The following is a 22938-nucleotide window of genomic DNA, read 5'->3' on the forward strand; positions in this document are numbered from 1 at the left end:
GAGTACGGGCTGGCGGGAAGCGTCCTACGCAAAATCAGTACGCCACCACTATGGGGAGCGATGCGTGCGCTCCAGGCTTGCCCAGGTCAGGTTATCCACGCGTCTACACGAGGGAAATCAGCGGAATGAATCGCCAACTGCACTACAAGGGCTATAACGGCTCAATTGAATACAGCGCTGACGACAATTGCCTGTTTGGCAGGCTTTTGTACATCAGCGCGCTGGTGAGTTATGAAGGCCAAACCGAACCCGCGTTGGAAGTGGCCTTTCGCGAAGCCGTGAATGACCTGCTCAAGCAAACGTGCAAGGCCATCCTTCATCCTAATCGCCGGTAACCCAATACCGCCGAGCCCGCTACCACCGTCCCCGCCGCCAGTGCCACCCAAAACCCGCTGGTGGCGCCAAAGTGGTCGATCATCCATCCCGAACTGGCGGCGCCAATGGCCACGCCGATGCTCAGGCCGGTAATCAGCCAGGTCATGCCTTCGGTCAGGCGGCTGGCCGGGACGATCTGCTCCACCATGGCCATCGACACAATCAAGGTGGGCGCAAAGAACAGCCCGGAGATAAAGATTGCAGCGGCCAAGCCGGGAATATTGCTCACCAGCAGCAAGGGCAAGGTGGTCAACGCCGTGGCTACGCCGCAGTACAGGAACTGGCGTGGCAACGGTGCCTTGAGTTTGAGGGCACCGAAGGCCAACCCCGCCAGGCACGAACCAATGGCATACACCGACAGCACGATACTCGCCGCCGCCGGCTGGCCCTGATGCTGGGCGAAGGCCACGCTGACCACATCCACCACGCCGACGATCACGCCCATGGCCAGCAGCAAAATCATCAGGATCAATACCGACGGCGAAGCAATCAGCCAGCGACCGTGCGCGCCCTGATGCGCGTGTACCGGTGGCTCGGTTTGCCGTTGCAGCACAAAGGTGGTGACGCCCACCGCCAGCAACAACGCCGCCACCAGGGGCCCGGCTTCTGGGAACACCGCCACGCTCAACCCCACCGAAATGGGCGGGCCGATGATGAAACACACCTCATCAAGTACCGACTCCAGGGCAAACGCGGTTTGCAGCCTGGGCTGGCCACGGTACAACTCGGTCCAGCGCGCTCGCACCATGGCCGACATATTGGGCATGCAGCCCGCCAGCGCGGCGAACAGAAACAGCGTCCAATTCGGCGCCTGCAACCGCGTACACAGCAGCAACATCAATAGCGCCCCGCCGCCGATCAGCGCGGCAATCGGCAGCACCCTGCCCTGGCCGTAGCGGTCCACCCAACGTGACACTTGCGGCGCGCAAATCGCCGTGGCCAGGGCAAACACCGCCGCCACCGAACCGGCCAGGCCATAGCCGCCATGTACCTGGGACAGCATGGTGATCAGGCCGATGCCGGTCATGGATATCGGCATGCGTGCCAGCATGCCAGCGAGCACAAAGGCCCGGGCACCAGGGACTTGGAATAATTCAGCGTAGGGGTTTGCCATCCTGCTTGACCTCTTGCTCGACGCCCTGGGCTTGCTATCTGAAACCATCAGGGCAGAATACATACGGTGCGTATGTGGCAAATCATGCTTCGCATACGCAGCGTATGTCAATCACTTAGCCAAGAGACGCCCATGAGCCGAGCCCGAGCTGAAATGATCGAAGACACCCGCGCCCGCCTGATAGCGAGCGCGCGCCGGGCCTTCGCCACCCAAGGCTATGCCAATACCTCGATGGATGACTTCACTGCCCGCGCCGGCCTGACGCGCGGTGCGCTGTATCACCACTTTGGTGACAAAAAAGGGCTGCTGGCGGCGGTGGTCGCTCAACTCGACAGCGAGATGGACGCGCGCTTGCAACGCATCTCGGAGCAGGCCGTAGAGCCTTGGAGTGGTTTTTGCGAGCGCTGCCGGGCCTATCTGCGCATGGCCCAGGACCCGGAAATCCAGCGCATTGTATTGCAGGATGCACCGGCGGTACTGGGCGACACCGGCTCCCAACAACACTGCGTGGAGTCCTTGCGTCAATTGCTGGAGGCCCTGATGCAAGCGGGCCTGATGCCTACGGCACCCAGTCACGCACTGGCGCAGTTGATCAACGGCAGCCTGGTCAATACCGCGTTGTGGATTGCCCGGGATGAACACCCGGGCACACGACTGGAGGAAGGCTTGCAAGGCCTGGAGCTGCTCCTGCAGGGGCTGAGCCTCACACCAACCGTTTGATCTGCTTATGCCGCCACACCAGGCGGTAATAGGCGATCTGCAACACCAGCATCGCCAGGTAGGTCACCGGAAATGCCATCCACACTCCTTCCAATCCGAAGTGGGCGTTGAACAGATAGGCCATTGGCAGTTCCACGCCAAGCACGCAGAAGATCGAGATCGCCACCGGCATCAGCACCACGCCGCTGGCGCGCATGATGCCGCCGATCACCGCCTGGAAGCCGAATACCAGAATGCTCCAGAGCATGATGTGCAGCAGGTGTTCGGCCCGTACCCGTGCGCTGTCGTCGGTGATGAACAGGCCCAGCAACCAGTGGGACAGCCCATAGCCGAGCACGATCAAGCCACCGGTGAGGCACAGGTTGATCACAAGCCCCGTGCGCAGGATCGGCCCGATACGCTCCAGGCGCCCGGCGCCAATCGCCTGAGCGCCGAGGATTGAGGCAGTGATGGCAATCGACAGCGCCGGGAACTGCACATAGTTGACGATCTGCGTCACCGCGCCATAGGCCGCCGTGGCCTGGGAACCGTGGCCGTTGACCAGGGCCAGGATGACCAGCTCCGACAGCGATAGCACCACCATCTGCAAGCCCGTCGGCAGGCCGATGCGCAGGACTTTGCCGAGGATGACGCGGTCCAGGCGCAAGGCGGCAAGCAGCTCGCGGTCTGGCGCCATCACGTGGTTTTTGTGGCGCAGGCGCAGGACCAAAAACAGCATCGCCAAAGCGTTACCCACCAGCCCGGCATACACCGCACTCTGTATGCCCAAGGGCGGCAGGCCGATCCAGCCGCGAATCAGCGCAGGCGTCAGCAGCAAGCCCACCAGGGTTGAGACCATCAATGCCAGCAACGGCGAAATCGTGTCGCTGACCCCACGCAACAGTTGGGTATAGAGGATGAACACCAGCAGCAACGGCATGATCAACATCATCATCTGGGCGTAGCCCACCGCCTCGTCGAGCACATCCACCGGCGTGCCCAACGCCTGCAATGCCGGGCGCGCAAACAGGCTGCCCAGCACAGCGGCCACCAGGCCCACCAACGCGCCCAGGGTCAGGGTGGCCCCGGTAATCACCTTGACCATCCCGGTCTCCTGGGCGCCCCATGCCTGGCCGATCAACACCGAGGCGCCCGCCCCCAGGCCGATCACCAGGGCGATAAAGAAAAACACGATGGGAAACATCCCCGACACCGCGGCCAATGCCTGGGTGCCCAGCATCTGGCCAACGTAAATGCCGTTGAGGGTGCCGGAAAAGCTCTGCAGGAAATTGGACAGCACCATCGGTGCCAGGAACATGAGGTAGATCTGCCACAGCGGACGTTGCAAAGGGTTTTGCATGAAAAACGGGGCCTCGAATCACGAAAGCGTCTCAGGGTTATACCGTAACTGGATCCAATATGCTGTTGTGAAGGCCCGGGTTAACCCCCAAAGGTCTGCGACGGCCTGCGCAACGTCGGGTCAAACGGATTGAGCCGCGGCCCGATGGCCGCCGCCTCGCGCTTCAACAACTCCACCACCATCGGCAAGCGGCTCGGCCCCAGGCGGTCGCTGATGGTCGCCACGCTCAACGCCGCGACCGCATACCCGTCGCGGTTGAGGATGGGCACCGCCAGCCCTGCCATGCCTTCCAGCACACCGGTGTTGCGTGCCGCATAACCCAGCTTGCGCACGCTCTCCACTTCGGAGCGCAACAGCACTTCGTCGTACAGGTGGAAGTCCTTGAGCCGTGGCAGGTTGTAGCGGATCACCGTCTCGCGCTCTTCTTCCGGCAGAAACGCCAGGATCGCCAGGCTGCCCTGCCCCACACCCAAGGCCACGCGCCCACCGATATCGCCGGTGAAGGTACGGATCGGATACGGCCCCTCGCTGCGGTCCAGGCAAATGGCGTCGAAGCCGCTGCGCGCCAGCAAGAACAGCGAGTCCCCCAGCGACGCGCTCAGGCGCAACAGGCTGGGGCGCACCAGGTCGCGCAGGTTGCCGGTCTTGCCCGCGTTGGCCGCCAACGCGAAAAACTCCAGGCTCAGGCGATAGCGCTTGCTGCGTGCATCCTGCTCAACCATGCCTTCGTCCATCAGGCTGCGCAGCAGACGATGGGTGGTGGGCTGGGACAAGCCCACCTGTTGGGCGAGCTGGGTGACCCGCTCGCCGCCCTCGGGTACCTGCCCAAGGGTTCGCAGCACAGCAAACAACCGGGAGACGCTGCCCGCACCAACTTCTTTGCCGCCGTCATTTCGCTCAGTGGAATCCATAACACCTAATCTCGTTAATAATTCTGATCAATGAATAAATCGCAAAATAGTAGTCCATTGAGTGAAATTTCAGCTTCCGCCCATCCTAGTCTCCGTCCTAATCTGCGTCCACAGGGGCGAAATGAACAACAACCGGCAGCCGACTTGAGATCGAGCGCCAACGCACCGGCACCGCACTTTTCGCATCTGCCCAAAACAAGAAAGCGCGTTTAGACGCGACTGAATAAAGGTGGAACGCAAACATGGCATTTCTCCAACTCAAAGCCTTGAGCAAACGCTATGGCGCCGTCGATGCGGTGGTCGCCACTGATCTGGCGGTGGAACAAGGCGAGTTCGTTTCCCTGCTCGGCCCTTCAGGCTGTGGCAAGACCACCACCCTGCAAATGATCGCCGGTTTCGTCGACGTGAGCGGCGGCCAGATCCTGCTCGACGGTCGCGACATTACCCACGCCAAGCCCGCCAGCCGTGGCCTGGGCGTGGTGTTCCAGAGCTACGCGCTGTTCCCGCATATGAGCGTGCGCGACAACGTGGCCTTCGGCCTGAAGATGCGCAAGGTGCCTGCGGCCGATATCGCCACCCGCGTCAATACCGTGCTGGAGCTGGTGCGCCTGGCCCAACATGCGCAACGCTACCCTCGTGAGCTGTCCGGCGGCCAGCGCCAGCGCGTGGCCCTGGCCCGTGCGCTAGTGATCGAACCGCCGGTGTTGTTGCTCGATGAGCCGCTGTCCAACCTCGACGCCAACCTGCGCGAAGAGATGCAATTTGAAATCCGTCGTATCCAGTGCGCGGTGGGCATCACCACCCTGATGGTCACCCATGACCAGGCCGAAGCCCTGTCCATCAGCGACCGCGTGGTGGTAATGCAGGCCGGGCGTGTGACTCAGATCGATGCGCCGTACAAGCTCTATGAGCACCCGCGCACGCGGTTTATCTCGGACTTCGTCGGCAAGGCCAACCTGCTGGCTGGCGACTACGACGCGCTCGGCGCCCCCCAAGTACGCCACGACGGCAGCGCAGGCAAGCTGACCCTGAGCCTGCGCCCGGAAAAAATCCAACTGGTGGACCCTGGCACCGGGCGCGTGCAAGGCACAGTGCTGGACCGCTACTTTTTCGGCAGCCAATGGCTGTACCGCGTCCAGACCGCCCTGGGCGAAATCACCGTGGTGCGCAGTAACGACGGCAGCGCACCTTTGGCTGGCGGCGCGGCAGTGGGCCTGCAATGGCAGGCCGATTTGCTGCGGGTACTGGCCGCCGATGAGGTGCACCCATGAGTCGCGGTTACCTGCTCTCGCTGCCAGCGCTGGTGCTGTTTGCCGGGCTGCTGATCGTGCCGCTGGGCTTGACCCTGGTGCTGTCGTTCAATGTGTTCGACTACCAAGTAGGCGTAAAGGCCGATGAGTGGACCCTGGCCCATTACTGGGCGCTGTTGAGCGACGCCTACTTCTACGAGATTTTCTGGCGCACGTTCTGGATCAGTGCCCTGGTGACGCTACTGTGCGTGGTGATCGGCGTGCCGGAGGCTTACATTCTCAGCCGCATGGGCACGCCGTGGCGCTCGATTTTCCTGATAGTGATCCTCACACCTCTGCTGATTTCAGTGGTGGTACGTGCGTTTGGCTGGAGCCTGCTGCTCGGCGCCGACGGCCTGGTCAACCAGGTGATCCAGGCCCTCGGCGGGCGCCCGATGAAGCTTCTCTATACGCCGTTCGCCGTGATCATTGCCTTGGTGCACGTGATGCTGCCGTTCATGATCATCCCGGTATGGACCTCCCTGCAAAAGCTCGATCCGTCGGCCGAACAGGCGGCGTTGTCCCTGGGCGCCAGCCAAGTCACGGTGATGCGCAAGATCGTGCTGCCCCAAGTGATGCCCGGTGTGCTGTCCGGCACCTTGATCGTGTTCGGCCTGGCCGCCAGTTCCTTTGCGATCCCCGGCCTGCTGGGCGGGCGGCGCCTGAAGATGGTCGCCACCGTGGTGTACGACCAGTACCTCTCGGAACTCAACTGGCCCATGGGCGCGACCCTCGCGGTGGCGCTGCTGTTGGTCAATCTGCTGATCATGCTGAGCTGGAACCGCATGGTCGAAGGCCGCTACAAAAAGTCCCTGGGGGTTTAAGCACATGTCCAGAAACGGTCCTTTGGCCCTCGGTTTTCATGCGGTGGTGGTGCTGTTCATGATGGCGCCGCTGGTGGTGGTGTGCCTGGTGGCGTTCACGCCAGAGAACACTTTGAGCCTGCCCACGTCGGGCTTCTCCCTGCGCTGGTTTCGCGCAGTGTTCGAACGCGCTGACTTTATCCAGGCGTTCTACAACAGCCTGATCCTGGCCTTCACCGCCGCCACCCTGGCGACCCTGATTGCGGTGCCGGCGGCCCTGGCGATCAGTCGCTATTCGTTCCCGGGGCGCAATTTCTTCAGCGCGCTGTTCCTGTCGCCCATCATCATTCCGCACTTGGTGCTGGGGGTGGCCATGCTGCGCCTGTTTGCGCTGATGGGCGTAAACGGCAGCTTTACCTGGCTGATGCTTGCGCACGTGGTGATCATCACCCCCTACGTGTTGCGCCTGGTATTGGCGGCGGCCATCGGCATTGATCGCAGTGCCGAGCAGGCCGCCGAATCACTCGGGGCCGGGCGCTTTACGCTGTTCCGGCAGATCACCCTGCCAATGATTTTGCCTGGCGTGGCCGGTGGGTGGTTGCTGGCGTTCATCAACAGTTTCGATGAAGTGACCCTGTCGATTTTCGTCAGCTCGCCGGCCACGCAAACCTTGCCGGTGCGCATGTATGTGTACGCCACCGAGTCCATCGACCCGATGATGGCGGCCGTGTCGGCGCTGGTCATCGCACTGACGGCAGCGACCATGATTGTGCTCGACCGGGTCTACGGCCTGGACCGCGTGCTGGTGGGGAAACACTAATGGCCTTGTTCAAGCGACTGAGCGAAACCCAACGCCCTGCCCTGGCCTTCACCCTCGACGGCCAACCCGCCACGGGGTTGCTCGGCGACACCCTGCTGACCGCCATGCTGACCTGTGCCGAGCACCTGCGCAGCAGCGATTTCAGTGCCGAGCGCCGCGCCGGGTTTTGCCTGATGGGCGCGTGCCAGGATTGTTGGGTGCGGCTGGCCGACGGGCGGCGGGTGCGCGCCTGTTCGACCCTGCTTGAAGACGGCCAGGCGATCAGCCGTGACCCGGGGCGCCAGCCATGAAGCCGGTGGTGATTGTGGGTGCAGGCCCGGCGGGGATCAGCGCGGCGCGCACGTTGCTCGACCATGGCATTACATCTTGCCTGGTGGATGAGAGCCCGCGCGGTGGCGGGCAGATTTATCGGCGCCAACCTCCAGGGTTTCAACGCACTGCCAGGCAGATCTACGGGTTTGAAGCGCGCAAGGCCCAAGCCGTGCACCGCACCATGGATGAATTGGCAGCCTTGATCGACTATCGGCCCGATACCTTGGTATGGAATGCCGAGGACGGTCGCCTGGACATGCTCAATAACGGGCGCGCCGACAGCCTCGAATACGCGCAAGTGATAGTCGCCACCGGCGCCACCGACCGCATCCTGCCTGCGCCGGGCTGGACATTGCCCGGTGTCTACAGCCTGGGCGCGGCGCAAATCGCCTTGAAGTACCAAGGTTGCGCGATTGGCGAACGCGTGGTGTTTTGTGGCTCAGGGCCGTTGCTCTATTTAGTCGCTTACCAATACGCAAGGGCCGGTGCTAACGTGCTGGCGGTGCTCGACAGTGCGCCGCTGAGCGCCCAATGCCGGGCCTTGCCGGCGCTGCTCAGGCAACCGGCGACCCTGGCCAAGGGCATGTATTACCGCGCCTGGCTGACCGCCCACGGGATTGCCGTGTATCAGGGCGCAATGCTCAAGCAGATCGACGGCGACCAACGGGTACGTGGTATTCGCTGGGGCGAACAGACCCTGCCCTGCGATGCGGTGGCCTTCGCCCACGCCCTGCGCAGCGAAACGCAATTGGCCGATCTGCTCGGCTGTGAGTTTGCCTGGAACCCGCTCAATCGCGCCTGGCTGCCGCAACGTGACAGCGCCGGGCGCAGCAGTGTCGACACGGTGTACCTGGCGGGCGACGGCGCCGGGATCATGGGCGCCGATGCCGCGCAAATGGCCGGCGAATGTGCCGCGCTGGCGTTGCTGGAAGATACCGGCGTCGCGGTCGACCCGCACCGTCGGGCTACACTGGAGCGGCAGTTGGCGCGTATCCAGCGCTTTCGCCAGGGCCTGGAAACCGCGTTCCCCTTCCCTGAGCACTGGGCTGCGCAGGCGCCGGACGAACTGGTCGTGTGCCGCTGCGAAGAGGTCAGCGTCGGCGAGGTGCGCGCCGTGGTAGATGAAGGCCACTGGGAAATCAACCGGGTCAAAGCCCATTGCCGCGTTGGCATGGGCCGCTGCCAGGGACGGATGTGCGGGTTGGCGGCGGCGGAAATCGTGGCAGAGCGCAGCGGCCGCGACCTCCCACAGATCGGGCGCTTGCGTGGCCAGGCACCGATCAAGCCGCTGCCGTTTGGCGTGCAGGTACAGCCATGATCGACGTCATCGTCTTGGGGGGGGGCATCGTCGGGGCTTCGGCGGCCTTGATGCTCGCGCAAAAAGGCCAGCGGGTGGCACTGGTCGAACGGGATTTTTGTGGCTCGCACTCAAGCGGCGTCAATTACGGCGGCGTGCGGCGCCAGGGGCGGCCCTTGCATCAGTTACCGCTATCCCAGCGCGCTCACCAATTGTGGGCCGACCTACCTGGGTTGATTGGTATTGAGGGTGAATACGTGCGCTCCGGGCATTTGAAGCTGGCGCGCAGCCCCGGGGATTTTTCCGCCCTGCAAGCCTACGCCGATCAGACACGAGGCTTTGGCCTGGGCTTGCAGCTGTTGGACCGCAGCGAGTTGCGCAAGCGTTTTCCCTGGGTGGGCGACGTGGCAGTGGGCGCCTCGTTGTGCCCGGATGATGGGCATGCCAACCCGCGACTGGTGTCCCCAGCCTTTGCCCGTGCCGCCCAACGCCACGGCGCTGCGGTGTACGAGCAAGCCGAGGTGATCCGCATCGAGCACGACAGCCGGCTGTTCCAGGTGCACTGCGCCAACGGCCTGCACTTGCAAGCGCCCTGGCTGCTCAACTGCGCTGGCGCCTGGGCCGGCAAGGTCGCCGCGCAATTGGGCGAGCCGGTGCCGATCATCTCGGCGCACCCGGCGATGCTGGTCACCGAGCCACTGCCGGGAGTGATGACCGTCAGCACCGGCGTCGAGGGCGGCGGCATCTATGCCCGGCAAGTCGCCCGTGGCAATTGCATTCTCGGCGGCGGGCGCGGCTTTGCCTTGGGCCCACAGCAGGCACGGCCGGGCCAGGCGGCGGTGCTGGAGATCCTGCGCAATGCCGGCGAACTCTACCCGTTTCTCCAGGGAGCCCAGGCCATTCGCACCTGGAGTGGCACCGAAGGTTACCTGCCTGACCACGAACCGGTGATCGGCCCCAGCAGTACCCAATCCGGCCTGCTCCACGGCTTCGGCTTTGCCGGCGCCGGGTTCCAGCTCGGCCCCGCAGTTGGTGAAGCCCTGGCAGAGATCGTCTGCGACGGCGCCAGCCGCCAACCCATCGAAGCGTTTTCCATCCGTCGTTTCCAAGCCTGAGAGGAAAAACCCATGCAATCACGTCTCGCGTTGTCCTGCTTGTCCATCGCCTTGCTCACCGGCACGGCCCATGCCGCCCCTACGCTGTACTTGGGCATGAACGGCGGCACCATGGAACGGGTGTACGCCGACAAGGTGCTGCCCGCCTTCGAAAAGGCCAATAACGTCAAGGTCGTGATCGTACCCGGCACCTCCTCGGACATCCTTGCCAAGGTCCAGGCCAACCAGGCCAACCCGCAGATGCATGTGATGTTCCTCGACGACGGCATCATGTACCGCGCCATCTCCATGGGCCTTTGCGACAAGCTCGCGCCGAGCCCGCCACTGGAACAGATCCCGGCCAAGGCCCGAATCAAGGACGAAGCCGTGGCCGTGACCCTGGGCGTCACCGGTCTGGGCTACAACGCCAAGATGTTCAAGGACAAAGGCTGGGCCGCGCCCACCTCATGGATGGACCTGGCCGACCCGCGCTTCAAGGACAAAGTGGTGTTCCAGTCCCTGGCCTCCTCCACCTTCGGCCTGCATGGTTTCCTGATGTTCAACCGCATCCAGGGTGGCGATGAAACTAATGTGGAACCGGGCTTCAAGGCCTGGCCTACGACCGTGGGCCCCAACGTGCTGGAATACATCGCCAGCTCGGCGAAGATCTCCGAGATGGTGCAAACCGACGAGGCCGCGATCTTCCCCCTGACCCCGACCCAGGTCGCCACGCAAAAGCTGCTCGGCATACCGATGGAGTACGCGCAACCCAAAGAAGGTGCGGTGGTGCTCAACGTGGCCGAATGCGTGATCGCCCGCAATGACCAGCCGGAACTGGCGCAAAAGCTCGCAGCGTTCTTGCTGACCGCCCAGGCCCAGGCGCCAGCGTTGGAAGAAGGTGACCAGATCCCGTCGAACCCGACCACCCCCACCACCGACAAAACCCGTGCGCGGGTAGAGGCCATGCAGGGTTATCTGCAAACGGCCATTTCGATTGATTGGGACCAGGTCAACCAGGCACGGCCGCAGTGGAATGCGCGGTGGAGTCGGTCGATTGAGCGTTGAGGCTTAGCCCTGCGCAATCAGGGCCAGTTCTTCGCGGGTGCGACTGATGTGTGCACCAGCCTTGAGCAATTCGTCGACAGCCTGTACACCGCCCTCCTCGCTGATGCCTCGGCACGCCGGCAAATGCAGGACCACTTGCAATCCGGCTTTGAGCAATTGCAACGCGGTGGTCTTGACGCAATAGTCCAGCGCCAGCCCGCCCACAATCACGCGGGCCACGCCGTGGGCCTTGAGGTACTCGATGACGCCGGTGGACAGTTTGTCGTGCAGGTCGTGGTAACAGGCGCCGTAGGGGTGCAGGTCGGGCTCGACACCTTTCCAGATGAAGTAGTCGTAGTCATAGGGCGTGGGCAATTCATCGAGCAGGGTGAACCCTTCGGTACCCGGCACGCAGTGGCTGACCCAGGTCACATCGGCATGGGCCAGGCCGGTGGGTTGCAGCATCTCGCTGTGCTGCGCAACCACCCAGGGTGCGTGGGGGGTGTGGGCGTCCTTGCTGCCGATGCGGTGGCCGGCGAGACTGGCCATGTAATTGAGTTCGGCACCAATGCCGTCGCCACCGGCCACTGGCAACTCGTTGGGACACAAGGGCGTGAAGCTCTTCTGGGCGTCGACGTCAAATGAAGCGATGGCGGCTTTCGAAAGGCTCATGGTCGTTCTCGGGTGGTCTGCACGTACGACCGCCTCCGGGCGAGCGTAGAAATCTTGAAGTATGGGACAGTTTACTGCGGGGATCGATGCGTTGCTGACTTACCCTATTCTCAAGAACGCTGAAGTTCAAAGGTGGGAGCTGGCTCGCCTGCAATGACGGGAGTGAATCCACCAACGCTATCGCAGGCAAGCCAGCTCCCACAGTTGGGTCAGCGTTAACCGCTAGTTCAGCCAATTGCCGCCATCAACGTTATAGGTCTGGGCCACCACATAGTCGGCGTCCGTCGACGCCAGGAAGATCGCCATGCCAGTCAGGTCTTCAGCTGTGCCCATCCGCCCAAACGGCACCTCATCCCCTACGCGCTTTTTCTTCTCGCCAGGCGCCAGCCCTTCATGCCTGGCGAACAGCGCATCCACCCCATTCCAATGCTCACCGTCCACCACACCGGGGGCGATGGCATTGACGTTGATGCCCTGCTTGATGAGATTCAAGCCCGCCGATTGCGTCAGGCTGATCACCGCCGCCTTGGTCGCGCAATAGACCGCCACCAACGGCTCGCCCCGCCGCCCGGCCTGGCTGGCCATGTTGATGATCTTGCCGCCATGCCCCTGGTTGATCATCTGTCGGGCTGCGGCCTGCAGGGTGAACAGGGTGCCGGCGACGTTGATCGAGAACAGTCGTTCAAAGCCGTCGCGGGTGATGTCGATGATGGGGGCCAGGTCGAACAGGGCGGCGTTGTTGATCAGGATATCGAGCTTGCCGGCGTGGCTCACCACCGTGGCGATCGCTGCGTCGATGGAGGCTTGGTCGGTGACATCCATCGACACCGCGTAAGCCTTGGGCCCCAGTTCGGCGGCGGTGGCCTGGGCCTGCTGCAGGTTGATGTCGGCGATGGCCACGGTGGCGCCTTCAGCGATGTAGGCCTGGGCGAACGCACGGCCAATGCCTCGCGCCGATCCAGTGATCAGCGCGCTTTTGCCTTCGAGTCGTTTCATGGGGGGTCCTGTAAAGGTTATTGCCGGTAGCCGGTGAACACCGCCGAGAACAGCTAGCCGACCTTTGTTGTTGAGCCTCGATTACAGCAGCTTGGCCTGCCGCCTCACAAACGGCTGGCGAATGCGAGGCTGATACTTTTTTAACTTGAGGCACAGGATCAAAAAAGTATCAGCCTCAGGCGAAACCAGGGCTAGCGCAGCGATTGCCAGTGCGGGTATTTTGGGAAAATTGCACCGCCACAAGAGGCAGCACCATGCCCGTCAGCCCCGCCACCCTGTTCGAGCATCGCCCTGCCGAGCTTGAGGTGATCCTGACCGAACCGGAACATGGTTTTCGCTGGTTCGAACATGACTATCCCTATGAACTGGCACGCTGGAACCACCACCCTGAATTCGAAATCCACCTGATCCGCCAAGGCAGCGGCAAGCTGGTGGCGGGCGACTATATCGGTGCATTCAGCGCCGGGCACGTCGCGCTGATCGGCCCTGGCCTGCCCCACGACTGGATCGGTGACCTGCCGCCGGGCGAATACCTGCACGGGCGTGATGTGGTGCTGCAATTCGACGGCGCCGCCCTGCTCGCTCTGCGCACCACCCTGCCTGAGCTCGGTGATTTACAGTCACTGTTTGCACGGGCGCGACGGGGCATCGAATTCACCGGCGAGACCGCAACGAGCGCGGCACGGCTGATGGAGGCCATCGGCTGCGCCCATGGGCTGCAACGCCTGGCCCTGTTCCTGCAATTGCTCGACACCCTGAAGAACGCACCGCCTGCACAGGCCAATACCCTGGCCAGCCCGTGCTATGCACCGACGCTGGATGCGCGCAGCGCCGAACGTATCAACAAGGCGCTTGACTACCTGATGCGGGAACTGACCGGCGATGTACGCCTGTCGGACATCGCCCGGCAACTGGACATGAGCGAACCCGGCTTTTCGCGGTTTTTCAAGCGCAACACCGGCCACGGCTTTATCGACCTGATGCGCAAGTTCCGCGTGCAGCGTGCCTGCCGCTTGCTGTTGCACAGCCAAATGTCAGTGGCGGACATCTGCTTTGAGGTGGGCTACGCCAACCTGTCGAATTTCAATCGCCACTTTCGGATCGAAATGCACCAGACGCCGAGTGAGTACCGGCGGCAGGCCGCACTTCAATTATTCACCCCGTTTACCCATCACCCGCCGCCTTACTCGCCCGCCCCTTGAGCCAGTGCCTGCTGTGCCAGACGGGCAACCTGCAACTCAATCATGGCACGCTCGCGCTCCTGGTCTTCCAGAAACCAGGCGGCAGACAACCCGGCATGAGCCACCACCCATTGCAACAAACGAGGACGTGAGAGGCCGGCCGCCAGGGCGATAACCCCAACCTGGCGGCTGAAACGCAGTGGATCGCTACTGGTCGGCAAGTCCGGATTGCAGATCAGATTAGCGTAATCGTAACCGCGCTCGCCCATCACCCGCTTTGGATCAATCGCCAGCCAGCCACGAGGGCCAAAGTCGAGGATATTGTCGTGATGGCAATCACCGTGCAGTACCACAACCTCCTGTTGCGCAGCCAGCAATGTCCGGGCCGTCGCCGCGCAGTCGCGTAAGGCACCGCCCTCCTGTTCGGCGGCGTGCCACAAGGATCTGAACCACTCATCCAGCCCAACCAACCCTTCGGGCGGCGACACACGAGGCGCATGCAGCCGGGCCAGGGTTGCGCAGGCGATCTGGCTGGCTTCGTCGTCCTGACCATTGAGGGCCATGCGCATCAAGGAACCTGGGCCCGTGGCGCGTTCCATTAACACTGCAGTGTGGTCATGGGCGAACACCCGTGCCGCACCGTCACCGGCCCACCAACTCAGCAGGCGGCCGCCGAGTTTTTCCTCAGGGGTATGAGCAATTTTCAACATCGCCGGCACGCCCTTCCAGCGGACCGGCAACAGGTGGCTGCCGGGTGTGACGATAGGCTCTCCATCGGCACTCAGCTCCCAGGCACGCAGGTAGTGTTCGAACATCAGATTCCTCCACAGGGGTAACGCATCAGGATGACAGAAATCCCACTGTTTTCCTGACCAAAGCGTCGGCTAATTGCTCTTTTTTCTAGATAGTTCAAGCCATTGACCCAAGTTGGTACAACCTGTGCAAACGTTTGCGGAACGAACTTGACCGCCAAGTTCACTCCTCCCCGTCTAATCGGGTTTAAACCGCGTAAGAATAAGGACTTTCAATGCACCCCACCTCAAAGCCTCGTGCTGGTCTTGGCGTTTCGTTGCTACTGGCTGCCGTTACGGGAGTACTCAGTGCACCCATTTTGGCGCAGGAAAAGCCCGTGGATGACTCAGCACAGGGCGAAACCCTCAGCCCTGAAGCCAACCCCCCGGCGAAAAAAGGCGTGTATCTGTCCGAGTGGTTTAACCAGGACCTCACGCTGATTGGCAGCAAAGACATCAGTTTCGGCCCCAAGCCTCAAGATGACGTCTACCTGGAATACGAGTACTTCGGGCGCAAGGGCCCCTTTGAGTTGTACGGCTATATCGATGTGCCGAAGATCCTCACCATCGGTAACAGTAATGACAAAGGTGTGTGGGACCATGGCTCGCCGGTGTTCATGGAGCATGAACCGCGGATCTCCATCGACTACCTCGCAGGACGCAGCCTGGCAATTGGCCCATTCAAGGAATGGTATGTGGCCTTTGACTGGATCTACGACCACGGCAGCCGCAAGGAAAACCGCGCCAACACCCTGTACAGCGGCCTGGGCACCGATATCGACACCCACTCGCGAGTCAACCTGTCGGCCAATTTCTACGGGCGCTACCAGTGGGAAAACTACGGCGCCAGCAATGAGTATTCCTGGGACGGCTACCGAGCGCAGATGAAGTACATCGTGCCCATCGGCAAGTTCGACAACGGCGCCTCGCTGACCTACATCGGTTTCACCAACTACGATTTCGGCTCGGACCTGCACAAGGACAACCCGGCGCGCACCGCCAACTCCCTGGTGGCCACCAACGTATTGCTGTACTCGTTTACCCACCTGCGCTTTACCCTGGTCGGTCGTTACTTTCACAACGGCGGCAACTGGGAGGATGGCAGCGAGTTGAATTTCGGCGAAGGCAACTTCCGCGCACGCTCAGACGGCTGGGGTTACTACGCTGGCGTGGGCTATCAATTCTGATCAAGGAGCTGTAGATGAACGCATTGACCCGTGTCTCGCTGGCCGTCGGCCTGGCCCTATTGCCTCACGTGGTGCTGGCGGATAACCCGCCACCGATCAAACCCAAGGTGATGCTGATCACCATGTTCGCCCCCGAGGCGCAAACCTGGATCGACCGCCTCGAGCTTAAACAAGAAGTACGCGTTCCGGGCTTGTCCGCCGAATATCCCGTGATTCGCTGCAACACCCAAGACGTGTGCCTGCTGGTGACCGGCATGGGCCAGACCAACGCTGCCGCGTCTACCCTGGCCCTGGCCTTGTCGCCTAAGTTCGACCTGCGCCAGAGTTACTTCCTGATCGCCGGAATCGCCGGTATCAGCCCCAAGCACGGCACCATCGGCACCGCCGCCTGGGCTCATTACCTGGTGGAGTTCGGCACGCAGTGGGAGCTGGATTCACGGGATGCACCCAAGGACTGGCCGACGGGCTATATCGGGATCAACACCAAGGGCCCCAACGAAAAACCACCGTTGGACTACAAGACCGAAGTGTTTGAGCTCAACCCCAAACTGCAAGCCAAGGCATTTGCCTTGTCGCACAAGGTGGAGCTGACAGAAAGCACAGAGTCCGCCGCCTGGCGCAAACACTACCCCGCCGCCCCGGCCAACCAGCCGCCGCAAGTTACCCGCTGCGACACCCTGGCGGGCAACACCTGGTTTTCCGGTACCCGGTTGAGCGAACGTGCCGAAGTCTGGACCAAGTTGCTCACCGACAACAAAGGCGAATACTGCACCACCCAACAGGAAGACAACTCCACCTACGAAGCGCTGCTGCGCGCCAGCCGCGAAGGCTTGGTGGATATCCAGCGTCTGGCCGTGGTGCGCGCAGGTTCCGACTTTGACCGGCCTTACCCTGGCTACAGCGAAGTGGACAACCTGCTCAAGTATGCGGACCAGGGTGGGTTTGTACCGGCGCTGGAAAACCTGTACCGCACGGGCAACCCGTTGGTCCAAGCGATTGTGAAGAACTGGTCGGCGTGGGAAAAAGGCGTTCCCGAAACCGAATAAAGATCAACACGGTGGGAGCGGGCTTGCTGTGGCGAGCAAGCTTGCTTGCGCTGGGGTGCGTAGCGCCCCCAAAAAAGCCGGCTCCAGCTGCGCTGTCGAGCGGGAGCAAGCTCCCTCGCCACATCAAGCCCGCTCCCACATTTCTATCCATCACGGCAGGAAGATGATTTTGTCTGGGCTGCCGTTGTTCACTTCTGCATAGCACTGAACACCCTCCACCAACGCCACTTCACGCAACCCTGTAGGCAGCGGCAACAGGCCTTCATCAAAGAAGCGCCCAAACGCCTCCAGCATCACCGCGCATTGTTCGCAGCTATAGAGCAACGAGTTGATCCCCACCACCGACCCGCCCTTACGGTACAGCGCCAGGGCCGGTAACTGCACATGGCCGTCAACCGGTGCGGCGATGATGGCGATGCGGCCGAACGGTGCCAGCCCCGCCACCGCGGCAGGCAGCCAGAAACCGGTAGTGTCAAAGATCACGTCGGCGCCGCCCTTGAACACGGCCTGCACTTGCGCGCCCAATTCCTCCGGCTTGCCCAAGGCAATCGCCTCCAGCCCTTGGGCCTGCAACATCTCGAGCTGATCGGCCTTGCGCACGGCCGCCAATACCTGCGCACCGCGTATCTTCGCCAGCGCCAACGCCGCACTGCCGACCGCGCCGTTGGCGCCGACCACCAGCAAGCGCGTGCCCTTGCCAACGCCGCTGCGCTCCAGGGCATCCCAGGCGGTGGTATAGGGCACACCGAGGCTGGCCGCCTGGGCAAAGCTCAAGTGCGTAGGTTTGTACGCCACGCCCTTGGCTGACACGCGCAGGTATTGGGCATGGGAACCGTCAGCGAAAAAACCCAGGTCACGACCGGTGCCCCAGACCTCCTGGCCGAGCAATGCCTGCGGGCCTTCCACCACCACGCCTGCGAAGTCACGCCCAGGGATGCGTGGCAGCGTGGTGTAGGGGAAACGGCCAAGCACGTTTTTGACGTCGCTGGGGTTCAGGCCCGCCGCGTTGACCTTGACCAGCACTTCGCCGGCAGACGGTACCGGCATGGGCACCTCCAGCAGGCGCAGGTGGGCGAGGTCGCCGGTGGCGGTAAATTGCAGTGCGTTCATAGAGGGCATCCGTGGAAGGAAAAAGGGATCAGGACAACCAACCACTGACCAACTGCCGCGCCATGGGCCAGAGCTTTTCGCCGAGCAGCATGCCCATCAGGCCGACCAGTGCGATAGCGGGCGGTGCAGGCGAGCGGAAGTCCAGCGCGCCGTAGATCACGCCGACAAACAGGCCGATGGCCAAGGAAATCAAATAGCTCATGAACGCTGCGCCCGGTTGATTGATGGGCTCAGTCTAGGGCGCGTCTACCGTGGGTATCGGCCAAGTGCTTCAGGATTTCGGCCAACCCCTGTACTGCGACGGCGATACTCCCAGTTCACGTCGGAACATGTCACTGAAGCTACTGGGCGAATAGCCCAGGGTGCGCGCTATGCCGCTCACCGACTGGCCCTGGATCAACTCCGCCGCCGCCGTAGCCAACTGCACCTGACGGCGCCACTGGGCAAACCCCATGCCCAGGTGCTGCTGGAACAACCGCGCCAGGGTGCGCACGCTGGCGCCCGCGGCCTCGGCGTGCTGCTCGAACGGGATGTCCAGGGAGGGCGACGCCATGACGGCCTGGCACGCATTGATCAGCCGACGATCAGCCGCCACCGGCATGGCGATGCGAATAGACGAGCGCCGTGCGCGTTGCAACTCCAACAGGGCCAGGCCTACGACAGCCTCGTAATAGGCCGCATCGCCGTGATCGCCCTGCTCCACCAATGTCACGATCAACTCACGCAACAAGCGGCCCACTTCGATGACCTGCACCTGGCTGTCCAGCGTCGCTGCCAACGCCGGGCGCAGGTAGATATTGCGCATCTGCAAATCGGAGACCACGCGAATCCCGTGCTCCACCCCCGGCGGCAACCACACCGCACGCTGGGGCGGCACTACCAGGGCTTCGCGGGGCGTCTCGACCCACATCACTCCGCTCATGGCGTAGAGCAACTGGCCCCAATCGTGGCTGTGCGGCTCTACGTACAACCCACGCGGGTAGGTACGCGCCAACGGCTGCACGGGAACGGCGTGATCACTGAGGTCGGGGGGCGCGGCCAGGGCCATGGCGGGTACACATCAATCGGGTCGGGTGACCATGGTAAAGACTGGTCGCCGGCAAGCGAACTGTTTTTACTCATCCTGCAGGCACCGGGTGCCCGGGCCTGCAGGTCAATCCTGTCAACCGTGGGCTGACTTGGCGCATTCGCAACCCGTCGCCGCCGCGCAGGGTTCACCATGAGCATGATGCTCGGCACAGCCCTGGCAGCAATAGCCCTTGCCGTCTTTCATTATTGCGTCAGCGCCCAATACACATTTGCAGTGAGGGCAAGCACAGGTTTGATCTGGCATGGTCAGACTCCTTTTTCATGGTCGTCCGGTGCGGCGATCGCTGCACCTTAAGCAGTGACCCTGGGCAAGCAAGCATGGTTCAGCGCCGTCAGTCGGCCCGGCGGCTATTACTGCGGTACATGAACACCAACGCCAGGGCAAGCAATAGCATGGCGAGGATACGGCTGCCCGACAGCTCGATCGCCGGGTTGCCCAGCCAGCCAAAGTTGTCGATCAGCATGCCCATGCCCAGTTGCCCGACAATCACCGCCACCGTGGCGACGGCTGTGCCGACCACAGGCACCGCGCCGACCATCACCATCATGTACACCACGCCAAACAGGGCACCGGTCAATTGCCACTTTGGCACCTCCAGCAGGCTGACGGCCTGGGCCGGCTCGAAGAAAAATATCAACAGCGCCGTGGTCAGCGCGCCCACCGCGAAGGTCAACAGACTGCTGCGCAATACCCCCACCGTCTGGCCCAGACGCCCATTGATAGCGGCCTGCACACTCAGCACCGCCCCCGCTGCAATCACCACCACCAACAACATAAACAGATTCATCGTCTTAACCTCGTGCAATCAGAACCAGAGCCGCCACAATCAACGCCAACGCGATCCAGCGCTCGCCATTGACCCGTTTGCGCGCCGTGCCGAACCAGCCGAAGTGGTCGATCAACACACTCTTGCCCACCTGGCCCGAGAGGATCGCGATCATGGTCATCGCGATGCCGATGTGCGGTGTGGCCAGGGTCAACACCACCACGTACATCGGCCCCAGAAACCCGCCGATCAACTGCCAGCGCGGCAGTTGCGTGAAGGCCGGGCCCTTTTGCGGGCCGCTGAACAGCAGCAGTAAAAACAGGATCGCCGTGCCAACGCCAAAGATGCTCAACGTCGCCCACAAATGCCCGACCTGCGCGCCCAATGGCCCAAGCAATCCGGCCTCCACCGACAGGCCCATGCCCGCCAGAATCACCAACGGCAACAGCAGCAGCCGTAGAAGGTTATTGCTCGGCCTGGCCTGCGCCAGGCCTTCGGTAGAACGTGCCTGCATACATCACCCGTGTATCAAGAAAGGAAAAACATGGCGCGCATTATCCGGTGGCCGTGCTGTGCGATAAATGGGAGTATGCGGACAACACCTTTGCGCAAAACGCACAGCCTGGAGAGACGATGCAGGGCTTGAATGAACTGAGTTTCAAGGCGCTACGCCTGTTTGTGGCCGTGCTGGACCAGGGCAGCTTTTCCGAAGTGGCCCGCCGCGAAAGCCTGGCGCCCTCCTCCATTTCGCGGCAGATTCAACTGATGGAACAGGCCGTCGGCCAGCAATTGCTCTACCGCCATACGCGTGCCGTCAGCCCCACCGAAGCCGGCCGCCTGCTGGGCCGTCACGCACGCTTGCTACTCGAGCAGTTGGAGACGGCTAACCAGGCCCTGCAGGAGCAAGACAGCGAACCCAGCGGCCTGGTGCGCATCAACGCGCCCATGGCGTTCGGCCAGCGTCACCTTTCACCCTGGCTGGGAGGGCTGTGCCGGCGCTACCCGAAGCTGCAACTGGATATCCAGCAGACCGACACCTTCGTCGACCCGCTGCAAGACGGCACCGACCTGCTGTTTCGTATCGGCGTGCTCAATGACTCGGGCATGCAGGCGCGCATCTTCGCGCCGCAACGCTTTCGCATCGCCGCCAGCCCCGCCTACCTGGCCCAGCATGGCACGCCGCGCCACCCCGACGAACTGGCCCACCACCACTGCCTGGCCTACAAAGGCATCACCGGTCAGCAGCGCTGGTTCTTCCGCCGCGGCCAAGGCGATTGGACCCCCTACAGCGTCAGCGGCCCCATCACTGGCAACCACGCCGACACACTCACCCACGCCGCCGAACAAGGCCTGGGCCTGGTGGTGTTTCCGTCCTGGCTGATTGGCGAAAGCCTGCGCGCCGGCACCTTGCAGGCGGTGCTGAGTGAGTATGAGGTCGCGACAACCCTGGAGCCCCAACAGATCGCCGCGTTGTGGCCGGGCAGCCGCAGGCTCTCATTGAAGGTGCGCACGGTGATCGACTATTTCGTGGAGTGTTTTGGGACGGTGCCGTATTGGGATCGGTGAGTGTGACCGCCCCCTGATGGAGCGCAAACTGTTCGAAGGCGGTGTTGAGAAAACGAGCACATGACTCAACCCTGGCTCAGAACAACCACTGCCCGATCAACCACGCATTCGCCCCACTGATCACCGCGAACAAAAACCACGCCAGCAGCCGCGTGGGCAGCCGGTTGACGAATGGCCCCATCAATTGCTTGTCGCCAGTCATGCGGATCAGCGGGTACAGCGCAAAGGGCAACTGCAGGCTCAGGACCACCTGGCTGAGAATCAGCAGCTTGCCGATGGCATCATCACCCATCAGCCATACACCTAGAAACGCCGGGATCAGCGCCAGCCCACGGGTAATCAGGCGGCGCTGCCAGCAGGGTATGCGCAGGTTGAGGTAACCCTCCATGATAACTTGGCCGGCAATGGTGCCGGTAAAGGTCGAACTCTGACCCGAAGCCAGCAAGGCGATACCGAACAGAATGCTGGCGAAAGCACCGCCGACCAAGGGATCGAGCAGGTGATAGGCGTCCTGGATCTCCACCACATCGGTATGGCCGGTCTTGTAGAAGGCTGCAGCCGCCAGCACCAGGATGGCGCCGTTGACCAACAGCGCCAAGGCCAGGGAGCCGATGGTGTCGATACGCGCCAGCTTGACCGCGTCCTGTTTGCTCGCCAGGTCCTTGCCGATCAGGCGGGTCTGCACGATGGAGGTGTGCAGGTAGAGGTTATGAGGCATGACCGTCGCGCCGAGAATACCGATGGCCAAGTACAACGGCGCCGCATCGCTGATAGCCGACAGTGACGGAGTGAAGCCACTGAGCACGTCGGGCCAGTAGGGTTTGATCAGCACCAGTTCGATGAAAAAACACACGCCGATGGTGGCGACCAGCGCCAGCATGATCGCTTCCAGGCGGCGAAAACCACGATTTTGCAGGGCCAGGATCAACAGCGTATCGAAGGCAGTGATGACAATACCAGTGGTCAGCGACACGCCCAGCAACAGGTGAAACGCCAGGGCGCAGCCGAGCACTTCGGCAAGGTCTGTGGCGATGATGGAGATTTCCGCCAACACCCACTGGGTACGAGCAGAGCGCTGGCTGTAGCGCTCACGGCACAGTTGCGCCAGGTCCTTGCCAGTGGCGATACCCAGCCGTGAACACAGGCACTGCACCGCCATCCCCGCCAGGCTGGCCAGCAGCACCACAAACAACAGGCTGTAGCCGTAGCGTGAACCGGCTTCAATGGCCGTTGCCCAGTTGCCGGGGTCCATGTAGCCGATGGAGATCAACAGGCCGGGGCCAGCGAACATCAGCACCCGTTTAAAAAACGAGGCCTTGGGATCAACAGCGACAGAGCCGGCCACTTCCGGCGGGCAGAACGGGGCGGTAGCGATTTTCGGCAGGCTGAATTTCACGCGGTATTCCAGGCAAATA

The 22938-nt window shown here is 62.4% G+C and carries 26 protein-coding genes; 13 read left to right on the forward strand and 13 right to left on the reverse strand.

Annotated features, from left to right (window positions below):
- Positions 1-125 precede the first annotated feature (125 nt).
- On the forward strand, positions 126-335 hold the full coding sequence (locus GIV26_RS18815; RefSeq protein ID WP_052199960.1) for a hypothetical protein: 210 nt from the start codon (positions 126-128) through the stop codon (positions 333-335).
- On the opposite strand, the gene GIV26_RS18820 is transcribed toward GIV26_RS18815, so the two are convergent.
- On the reverse strand, positions 317-1489 hold the full coding sequence (locus tag GIV26_RS18820; RefSeq protein ID WP_034127332.1) for an MFS transporter: 1173 nt from the start codon (positions 1487-1489) through the stop codon (positions 317-319). The genes GIV26_RS18815 and GIV26_RS18820 overlap by 19 nt on opposite strands.
- 132 nt (positions 1490-1621) lie before the next feature.
- On the opposite strand from GIV26_RS18820, the gene GIV26_RS18825 reads away from it, so the two are divergent.
- A complete protein-coding gene (locus tag GIV26_RS18825) occupies positions 1622-2209 on the forward strand; it encodes a TetR/AcrR family transcriptional regulator (RefSeq protein WP_054918657.1) in 588 nt (195 codons plus the stop codon).
- Here GIV26_RS18825 and GIV26_RS18830 read toward each other — a convergent pair.
- Positions 2193-3548 (reverse strand): MATE family efflux transporter, encoded by a 1356-nt coding sequence (locus tag GIV26_RS18830; RefSeq protein ID WP_236281828.1) that lies wholly within the window; start codon positions 3546-3548, stop codon positions 2193-2195. The genes GIV26_RS18825 and GIV26_RS18830 overlap by 17 nt on opposite strands.
- Before the next feature lie 80 nt (positions 3549-3628).
- The gene (locus GIV26_RS18835) at positions 3629-4459 is read right to left on the reverse strand and encodes an IclR family transcriptional regulator (RefSeq protein WP_236281830.1); all 831 of its coding nucleotides are present in this window, start codon (positions 4457-4459) and stop codon (positions 3629-3631) included.
- Between the two features lie 242 nt (positions 4460-4701).
- Between GIV26_RS18835 and GIV26_RS18840 the strand changes: the two genes are divergently transcribed.
- The 7 genes from GIV26_RS18840 to GIV26_RS18870 are packed head-to-tail and all read left to right on the forward strand — an operon-like array spanning position 4702 to position 11139.
- A complete protein-coding gene (locus tag GIV26_RS18840; RefSeq protein ID WP_236281832.1) occupies positions 4702-5730 on the forward strand; it encodes an ABC transporter ATP-binding protein in 1029 nt (342 codons plus the stop codon).
- Positions 5727-6572 (forward strand): ABC transporter permease, encoded by an 846-nt coding sequence (locus tag GIV26_RS18845; protein ID WP_034127328.1) that lies wholly within the window; start codon positions 5727-5729, stop codon positions 6570-6572. Before GIV26_RS18840 ends, GIV26_RS18845 begins: the two co-directional genes overlap by 4 nt.
- Before the next feature lie 4 nt (positions 6573-6576).
- Positions 6577-7371, forward strand: a complete 795-nt coding sequence (locus GIV26_RS18850) for an ABC transporter permease (RefSeq protein WP_003191953.1) — start codon at positions 6577-6579, stop codon at positions 7369-7371.
- Positions 7371-7661, forward strand: a complete 291-nt coding sequence (locus GIV26_RS18855; RefSeq protein WP_236281834.1) for a (2Fe-2S)-binding protein — start codon at positions 7371-7373, stop codon at positions 7659-7661. The genes GIV26_RS18850 and GIV26_RS18855 overlap by 1 nt, the downstream gene beginning before the upstream one ends.
- The gene (locus tag GIV26_RS18860; RefSeq protein ID WP_236281836.1) at positions 7658-9001 is read left to right on the forward strand and encodes an FAD-dependent oxidoreductase; all 1344 of its coding nucleotides are present in this window, start codon (positions 7658-7660) and stop codon (positions 8999-9001) included. Before GIV26_RS18855 ends, GIV26_RS18860 begins: the two co-directional genes overlap by 4 nt.
- A complete protein-coding gene (locus GIV26_RS18865) occupies positions 8998-10095 on the forward strand; it encodes an NAD(P)/FAD-dependent oxidoreductase (RefSeq protein ID WP_236281838.1) in 1098 nt (365 codons plus the stop codon). Before GIV26_RS18860 ends, GIV26_RS18865 begins: the two co-directional genes overlap by 4 nt.
- A 12-nt stretch (positions 10096-10107) precedes the next feature.
- A complete protein-coding gene (locus tag GIV26_RS18870; protein WP_236281840.1) occupies positions 10108-11139 on the forward strand; it encodes an ABC transporter substrate-binding protein in 1032 nt (343 codons plus the stop codon).
- Positions 11140-11142: 3 nt separating this feature from the next.
- On the opposite strand, the gene GIV26_RS18875 is transcribed toward GIV26_RS18870, so the two are convergent.
- Together GIV26_RS18875 and GIV26_RS18880 are read right to left on the reverse strand one after the other, a co-directional pair.
- Positions 11143-11790 carry a nicotinamidase gene (locus GIV26_RS18875; RefSeq protein ID WP_236281842.1) on the reverse strand — a complete coding sequence of 216 codons (648 nt, stop codon included), beginning with the start codon at positions 11788-11790 and terminating at the stop codon, positions 11143-11145.
- A gap of 222 nt (positions 11791-12012) precedes the next feature.
- Entirely contained in the window at positions 12013-12786 is a 774-nt protein-coding gene (locus tag GIV26_RS18880; protein ID WP_236281844.1) for an L-iditol 2-dehydrogenase, read from the reverse strand.
- 254 nt (positions 12787-13040) lie between these two features.
- Here GIV26_RS18880 and GIV26_RS18885 point away from each other — a divergent pair, with 254 nt between their 5' ends.
- On the forward strand, positions 13041-13988 hold the full coding sequence (locus tag GIV26_RS18885) for an AraC family transcriptional regulator (protein WP_236281846.1): 948 nt from the start codon (positions 13041-13043) through the stop codon (positions 13986-13988).
- Here the strand turns inward: GIV26_RS18885 and GIV26_RS18890 are convergent.
- Positions 13970-14782: an aminoglycoside phosphotransferase family protein gene (locus GIV26_RS18890; protein WP_054897045.1), complete on the reverse strand. Its 813-nt coding sequence runs from the start codon at positions 14780-14782 to the stop codon at positions 13970-13972. The two genes, GIV26_RS18885 and GIV26_RS18890, sit on opposite strands and share 19 nt — an antisense overlap.
- Before the next feature lie 212 nt (positions 14783-14994).
- Here GIV26_RS18890 and GIV26_RS18895 point away from each other — a divergent pair, with 212 nt between their 5' ends.
- Together GIV26_RS18895 and GIV26_RS18900 are read left to right on the forward strand one after the other, a co-directional pair.
- Complete coding sequence (locus GIV26_RS18895; RefSeq protein WP_032872109.1) at positions 14995-15945, forward strand: nucleoside-specific channel-forming protein Tsx; 951 nt, start codon at positions 14995-14997, stop codon at positions 15943-15945.
- 14 nt (positions 15946-15959) lie between these two features.
- Positions 15960-16991 carry a purine-nucleoside phosphorylase gene (locus tag GIV26_RS18900; RefSeq protein ID WP_198861875.1) on the forward strand — a complete coding sequence of 344 codons (1032 nt, stop codon included), beginning with the start codon at positions 15960-15962 and terminating at the stop codon, positions 16989-16991.
- Positions 16992-17141: 150 nt separating this feature from the next.
- Here GIV26_RS18900 and GIV26_RS18905 read toward each other — a convergent pair whose 3' ends face one another.
- The 6 genes from GIV26_RS18905 to GIV26_RS18930 form a co-directional block, all read right to left on the reverse strand.
- Positions 17142-18101 carry a quinone oxidoreductase family protein gene (locus GIV26_RS18905; RefSeq protein ID WP_236281849.1) on the reverse strand — a complete coding sequence of 320 codons (960 nt, stop codon included), beginning with the start codon at positions 18099-18101 and terminating at the stop codon, positions 17142-17144.
- A 28-nt stretch (positions 18102-18129) separates the two neighbouring features.
- Positions 18130-18303, reverse strand: coding sequence for a DUF1427 family protein (locus tag GIV26_RS18910; protein ID WP_014718843.1), 174 nt, complete (start codon positions 18301-18303; stop codon positions 18130-18132).
- A 69-nt stretch (positions 18304-18372) separates the two neighbouring features.
- Positions 18373-19149 (reverse strand): AraC family transcriptional regulator, encoded by a 777-nt coding sequence (locus tag GIV26_RS18915; protein WP_034127317.1) that lies wholly within the window; start codon positions 19147-19149, stop codon positions 18373-18375.
- 114 nt (positions 19150-19263) lie between these two features.
- Complete coding sequence (locus GIV26_RS18920) at positions 19264-19434, reverse strand: putative metallothionein (protein WP_019816816.1); 171 nt, start codon at positions 19432-19434, stop codon at positions 19264-19266.
- Positions 19435-19522: 88 nt separating this feature from the next.
- Positions 19523-19978 (reverse strand): DMT family transporter, encoded by a 456-nt coding sequence (locus tag GIV26_RS18925; RefSeq protein ID WP_003191976.1) that lies wholly within the window; start codon positions 19976-19978, stop codon positions 19523-19525.
- Positions 19979-19982: 4 nt separating this feature from the next.
- Entirely contained in the window at positions 19983-20471 is a 489-nt protein-coding gene (locus GIV26_RS18930) for a DMT family transporter (RefSeq protein ID WP_014718846.1), read from the reverse strand.
- A 119-nt stretch (positions 20472-20590) separates the two neighbouring features.
- Between GIV26_RS18930 and GIV26_RS18935 the strand changes: the two genes are divergently transcribed.
- The gene (locus GIV26_RS18935) at positions 20591-21523 is read left to right on the forward strand and encodes a LysR family transcriptional regulator (RefSeq protein ID WP_054918678.1); all 933 of its coding nucleotides are present in this window, start codon (positions 20591-20593) and stop codon (positions 21521-21523) included.
- A gap of 76 nt (positions 21524-21599) precedes the next feature.
- Here the strand turns inward: GIV26_RS18935 and GIV26_RS18940 are convergent, their stop codons facing one another.
- Positions 21600-22919 carry an Nramp family divalent metal transporter gene (locus tag GIV26_RS18940; RefSeq protein ID WP_072448638.1) on the reverse strand — a complete coding sequence of 440 codons (1320 nt, stop codon included), beginning with the start codon at positions 22917-22919 and terminating at the stop codon, positions 21600-21602.
- Positions 22920-22938 lie beyond the last annotated feature (19 nt).

Origin of the sequence: Pseudomonas sp. PA-1-3F (assembly GCF_021609665.1) — a bacterium.
In the GTDB taxonomy this organism is placed as follows: Bacteria; Pseudomonadota; Gammaproteobacteria; order Pseudomonadales; family Pseudomonadaceae; genus Aquipseudomonas; species Aquipseudomonas paracarnis.

Bases quoted from the DNA above. Each gene is read 5' to 3' on its own strand.
- GIV26_RS18815 (WP_052199960.1), top strand. From the start codon at position 126: ATGAATCGCCAACTGCACTACAAGGGCTATAACGGCTCAATTGAATAC.
- GIV26_RS18820 (WP_034127332.1), bottom strand. From the start codon at position 1,489: ATGGCAAACCCCTACGCTGAATTATTCCAAGTCCCTGGTGCCCGGGCC.
- GIV26_RS18825 (WP_054918657.1), top strand. From the start codon at position 1,622: ATGAGCCGAGCCCGAGCTGAAATGATCGAAGACACCCGCGCCCGCCTG.
- GIV26_RS18830 (WP_236281828.1), bottom strand. From the start codon at position 3,548: ATGCAAAACCCTTTGCAACGTCCGCTGTGGCAGATCTACCTCATGTTC.
- GIV26_RS18835 (WP_236281830.1), bottom strand. From the start codon at position 4,459: ATGGATTCCACTGAGCGAAATGACGGCGGCAAAGAAGTTGGTGCGGGC.
- GIV26_RS18840 (WP_236281832.1), top strand. From the start codon at position 4,702: ATGGCATTTCTCCAACTCAAAGCCTTGAGCAAACGCTATGGCGCCGTC.
- GIV26_RS18845 (WP_034127328.1), top strand. From the start codon at position 5,727: ATGAGTCGCGGTTACCTGCTCTCGCTGCCAGCGCTGGTGCTGTTTGCC.
- GIV26_RS18850 (WP_003191953.1), top strand. From the start codon at position 6,577: ATGTCCAGAAACGGTCCTTTGGCCCTCGGTTTTCATGCGGTGGTGGTG.
- GIV26_RS18855 (WP_236281834.1), top strand. From the start codon at position 7,371: ATGGCCTTGTTCAAGCGACTGAGCGAAACCCAACGCCCTGCCCTGGCC.
- GIV26_RS18860 (WP_236281836.1), top strand. From the start codon at position 7,658: ATGAAGCCGGTGGTGATTGTGGGTGCAGGCCCGGCGGGGATCAGCGCG.
- GIV26_RS18865 (WP_236281838.1), top strand. From the start codon at position 8,998: ATGATCGACGTCATCGTCTTGGGGGGGGGCATCGTCGGGGCTTCGGCG.
- GIV26_RS18870 (WP_236281840.1), top strand. From the start codon at position 10,108: ATGCAATCACGTCTCGCGTTGTCCTGCTTGTCCATCGCCTTGCTCACC.
- GIV26_RS18875 (WP_236281842.1), bottom strand. From the start codon at position 11,790: ATGAGCCTTTCGAAAGCCGCCATCGCTTCATTTGACGTCGACGCCCAG.
- GIV26_RS18880 (WP_236281844.1), bottom strand. From the start codon at position 12,786: ATGAAACGACTCGAAGGCAAAAGCGCGCTGATCACTGGATCGGCGCGA.
- GIV26_RS18885 (WP_236281846.1), top strand. From the start codon at position 13,041: ATGCCCGTCAGCCCCGCCACCCTGTTCGAGCATCGCCCTGCCGAGCTT.
- GIV26_RS18890 (WP_054897045.1), bottom strand. From the start codon at position 14,782: ATGTTCGAACACTACCTGCGTGCCTGGGAGCTGAGTGCCGATGGAGAG.
- GIV26_RS18895 (WP_032872109.1), top strand. From the start codon at position 14,995: ATGCACCCCACCTCAAAGCCTCGTGCTGGTCTTGGCGTTTCGTTGCTA.
- GIV26_RS18900 (WP_198861875.1), top strand. From the start codon at position 15,960: ATGAACGCATTGACCCGTGTCTCGCTGGCCGTCGGCCTGGCCCTATTG.
- GIV26_RS18905 (WP_236281849.1), bottom strand. From the start codon at position 18,101: ATGAACGCACTGCAATTTACCGCCACCGGCGACCTCGCCCACCTGCGC.
- GIV26_RS18910 (WP_014718843.1), bottom strand. From the start codon at position 18,303: ATGAGCTATTTGATTTCCTTGGCCATCGGCCTGTTTGTCGGCGTGATC.
- GIV26_RS18915 (WP_034127317.1), bottom strand. From the start codon at position 19,149: ATGGCCCTGGCCGCGCCCCCCGACCTCAGTGATCACGCCGTTCCCGTG.
- GIV26_RS18920 (WP_019816816.1), bottom strand. From the start codon at position 19,434: ATGCCAGATCAAACCTGTGCTTGCCCTCACTGCAAATGTGTATTGGGC.
- GIV26_RS18925 (WP_003191976.1), bottom strand. From the start codon at position 19,978: ATGAATCTGTTTATGTTGTTGGTGGTGGTGATTGCAGCGGGGGCGGTG.
- GIV26_RS18930 (WP_014718846.1), bottom strand. From the start codon at position 20,471: ATGCAGGCACGTTCTACCGAAGGCCTGGCGCAGGCCAGGCCGAGCAAT.
- GIV26_RS18935 (WP_054918678.1), top strand. From the start codon at position 20,591: ATGCAGGGCTTGAATGAACTGAGTTTCAAGGCGCTACGCCTGTTTGTG.